Below are 3529 nucleotides of genomic sequence, written 5' to 3'. Positions count from 1 at the left end.
CGCCCCCTCCTACTCGATTTTACGAGCCGGTCGAGCGATAATGGCGGACGCCGATCCGCCAGACGAGCAGGCAGGGCAGGAGGAACAGGAAGCCGGCGAGCGGGGCGGCTGCGTACCAGTGGCCGCCGCTTCCGGTTTTATCCAGAATGTACAAGAGCGGCAAATAGTTGACGGTGCCGAAAGGGATGACGAACGTGAAGAAGCGGGTCACCCATTTCTGGTAGATGTTCAGCGGATATTGGGCCATCTCCCGGCCGCCGTCCGTAAAGATGTTCGCCACTTCCAGCCCTTGCACGGTCCAGAAGCACATCGCGGCCGCCAGCATGAAGATGCCGGTGAAGATGGCGACGCCGCTCGCCACCATGAACAGCAGCGTGACGATTTTCAGAAAGGTCCATTCGATCGGCAAATTCCAGACGGCCCAGACGAGTACGACCAGGCTTTGCAGCAGACGTCCGAATCGCGTAAACTCGAACTTCGAGCCGAGCACCTGGACGATCGTGCCGCGCGGCCGCACCAGCACCCGGTCGAAGTCGCCGCTTGCGATCAAGCTCGAGAAGGCGTCAAACCCGCGGGCGAAACATTCGCTGATGCTGAACGCCATATGAATGACGGCAAAGCATAGCGCCGCTTCGAAAAATGCCATCCTTTAAGCTGACCGAACCGTTCGAAAAGCAAATAGACGCCGGCAAAAATCGAGAACGGCACAAGGAGCTGGCCGAGCGTCATGAGCCAGAACGAGGCGCGGTACTGCATTTGCGATTTGAACACGATCATTAAATATTTCACGTAGAGCCTCATCTCTTCACCCTCCCTGAACGACGACTCTTCGCAGCGCCCGGTTCATCGCCGCGCGTCCGACGAGAATGAGGAAGGCAAGCCAAAGAAGCTGGCTGACGATGCCGGCCAATGCGGCTTCCTTCGGGATATGCCCGGAATAGACCCGGAACGGAAAGTCGGCGGACAGATGAAAAGGAAACAGCCGGACGATATCCTGCAGCCAATCCGGCATCAACGGAATCGGGATGATCGATCCGCTCAAAAACTCGCCGGCGACGCTGAAAATAAGCAGCGACCCGACCGGAGACATCGTGACGAACACCGATATGTAAATGAGCATCGAGACGGAAACGAGCACGAACAGCCCGATAACCAGCGTAACGAGAAACAGGACGAGCGTGGCCGGATCCGGCGGAAGCGACAATCGGTAAGAACGGGGAAGGAAGAACGCGATGCCGAGAATGGGCAGACTGCGCAGAAGCGCGGACGAGACGCGTTGCGCCAGCAGCTTGGCATACCAGAAATTGTAGATGCCGCTCGGCCTGCACAGCTCGTAAGCGATGTTGCCGCTTGTAATGAGCTGGAACAGCTCGTTGTCGCGAAACCAGAGCATGATGAAAGCGAGAAAAGCCTGCTGCAGCCAGACGTATGTCGTCAGCTGGGGAAGCGAGATCGGCTGCGTGCCTTCGGCGTGGCTGTAGAACGCCTGAAACACCATAATGATAAGGAAGCCCCAGAAAAATTGGGTCGCCACACCGGCCAGCGCCGCCGCCCGGTACTGCAGGCCGTTGTAGAAACGGAGCTTGAAGACGGAAATGTACATTTTCATGAGATTTGATACTCCTTGTACAACTGGACGATGATATCCTCGATCGGCTGCGTATCGATCGCGACGTCGAGCAGATCGACCTGTTCCGCCAGCCGAGTCAGCGCTTCGGACATCATGACCTGTTCCGTATCCACGCTCAGCACCGCCCGCTCCGGCGTCCACGACACGATCGAAACACCGGGAATCGCCAGCGGCTCCTGCCGCTCCATGTAATCGGCCGTAATCGTCTTGCGCGTGCCGAACCTGCTTCTCAGCTCCTGCAGGCTGCCGTCGTACAGCAGGCTTCCTTTGCCGATCAGCAGAATGCGCCGGGCGAGCGCTTCGATGTCGTTCATATCGTGCGTCGTCAAAATGATCGTGACGCCTTTTTCCTTGTTGATGGTCCGGATAAATTGGCGGACGGCGATTTTCGATACGGCGTCCAGGCCGATCGTCGGTTCGTCGAGGAAGAGGACGCTTGGGCTGTGCAGCAGAGAGGCGGCGATTTCGCAGCGCATGCGCTGGCCGAGGCTGAGCTGGCGGACCGGGGTATTCACGATATGCTTCAAATCGAGCGTTTCCGTCAACAAGTCTAATGTATCGCGATATTCCCTTTCCGGCACATCGTAGATGTCGCGCAACAGTTCGAACGAATCGATAACGGGGACGTCCCACCATAATTGGGAGCGCTGTCCGAACACGACGCCGATGCGCTTGACGTAACGGACGCGGTCGCGCCATGGCGTGTATCCCATGATGGTGCAGGTTCCGCTATCCGGGACGAGGATGCCGCTCATCACTTTGATCGTCGTCGATTTGCCGGCGCCGTTCGGACCGATGTAGCCGACAATTTCGCCGGGCTCGATGGAGAAGGAGATATCGCTTAGCGCATGAACGACCGTATATTCCCTGCGGAACAGCGATTTCAGCGCCTGGCCCATTCCCGCGGAACGCCTGGGAACCTTGAACGATTTGCTGATTCCTTTTACCGTTATCACGGCGGTTATTTCCTCCTGTCTTGTAAAATGAAAGGAAGGAGATATTACCATTGGTCCGGGCAACCTGTCAATCCCCGATTTTGCCGATTGCCGCCACCGGGCGTGCGAGGGAAACGATTGGGCTGTTGACTTTGATTGCAAGATGCAATGACGCCGTATTGGATGCGCTTTCAACGCGAAGTAGAGGGAAATGGAAGAGAGGGCCAAAAGCAATGGACAGGGAAACAGAAGCGGGGGCCAAAAGCAAAGGGCGGCTTCAGGGCGTCTGCCAGCCTGCCGATGCCGGCACAGACGACGCGGAAGCCGCACGCATCATTCGGCCGGTCCGCCGCCTGCCATTCCGGACAAGCGGGAACGGGCCTCGTCGGCGATTTCGCGCACAATGCGCGCGGCCGGAGTATCGCGGGTGAGCAGACGCAGCGCTTGACCCGCCCAAAGCGACATATATTGGGCATCGTTCCGCTCGGCCGCCGCTTGTCGAATCGGACCGGTGGCGGTATTCTGGCTCGGGAACGGCAGCGGCTCCAGACCCGACTGTTCCGCCGCCTCGATGAAGCGATTGCGAAGACCACGGGCCGGACGGCCGGAAAACCAGCGGGTAATGACCGTGTCGTCCTCGGATGCCGCCAACAGCGCTTCCTTGTATGCGGGATGGGCGCCCGATTCGGCCGCTGTCAGAAAGCGCGTTCCGAGCTGAACGCCTTGCGCGCCGAGCAGCAGCGCGGCCGCGAGGCCGCGGCCGTCCATGACGCGCCGCGGCGACGACCGGCGCCTTGACCCGGTCGGCGATCTGCGGCACGAGCGAGAACGTGCCGACAAGCGCGCCGTACGGGCGCCGGCTCGTATCGAACGTGCCCCGATGGCCTCCGGCGTCGCTGCCTTGGGCGACGAGAATATCGCTGCCCGCCGCTTCGGCGGTCAGCGCTTCCTCGACCGTCGTCAC

Annotated in this window: 4 protein-coding genes and 1 pseudogene; all 5 read right to left on the bottom strand. The window is 59.6% G+C overall.

Annotated elements, in window-relative coordinates; genetic code table 11:
• Window positions 1–19 precede the first annotated feature (19 nt).
• Window positions 20–646, bottom strand: coding sequence for an ABC transporter permease (locus PACILC2_RS24180; protein WP_244863820.1), 627 nt, complete (start codon window positions 644–646; stop codon window positions 20–22).
• 159 nt (window positions 647–805) lie between these two features.
• On the bottom strand, window positions 806–1609 hold the full coding sequence (locus PACILC2_RS24175) for an ABC transporter permease (protein ID WP_213531414.1): 804 nt from the start codon (window positions 1607–1609) through the stop codon (window positions 806–808).
• Window positions 1606–2586 (bottom strand): ABC transporter ATP-binding protein, encoded by a 981-nt coding sequence (locus tag PACILC2_RS24170; protein ID WP_244863819.1) that lies wholly within the window; start codon window positions 2584–2586, stop codon window positions 1606–1608. The genes PACILC2_RS24175 and PACILC2_RS24170 overlap by 4 nt, the downstream gene beginning before the upstream one ends.
• Before the next feature lie 312 nt (window positions 2587–2898).
• Window positions 2899–3333: an NAD(P)H-dependent flavin oxidoreductase gene (locus PACILC2_RS24165; RefSeq protein ID WP_307860706.1), complete on the bottom strand. Its 435-nt coding sequence runs from the start codon at window positions 3331–3333 to the stop codon at window positions 2899–2901.
• A 67-nt stretch (window positions 3334–3400) separates the two neighbouring features.
• Window positions 3401–3529 (bottom strand): annotated as a pseudogene (locus PACILC2_RS29025) (nitronate monooxygenase); the annotation flags it as partial.

It is taken from the genome of Paenibacillus cisolokensis (assembly GCF_018403665.1).
Classification (GTDB): domain Bacteria; phylum Bacillota; class Bacilli; order Paenibacillales; family Paenibacillaceae; genus Paenibacillus_AH; species Paenibacillus_AH cisolokensis.
This window is presented reverse-complemented; position numbering and strand designations above follow the sequence as displayed.

Coding starts and splice junctions, on each gene's coding strand:
- PACILC2_RS24180 (WP_244863820.1), bottom strand. CDS start 646: ATGGCATTTTTCGAAGCGGCGCTATGCTTTGCCGTCATTCATATGGCG.
- PACILC2_RS24175 (WP_213531414.1), bottom strand. CDS start 1,609: ATGAAAATGTACATTTCCGTCTTCAAGCTCCGTTTCTACAACGGCCTG.
- PACILC2_RS24165 (WP_307860706.1), bottom strand. CDS start 3,333: ATGGACGGCCGCGGCCTCGCGGCCGCGCTGCTGCTCGGCGCGCAAGGC.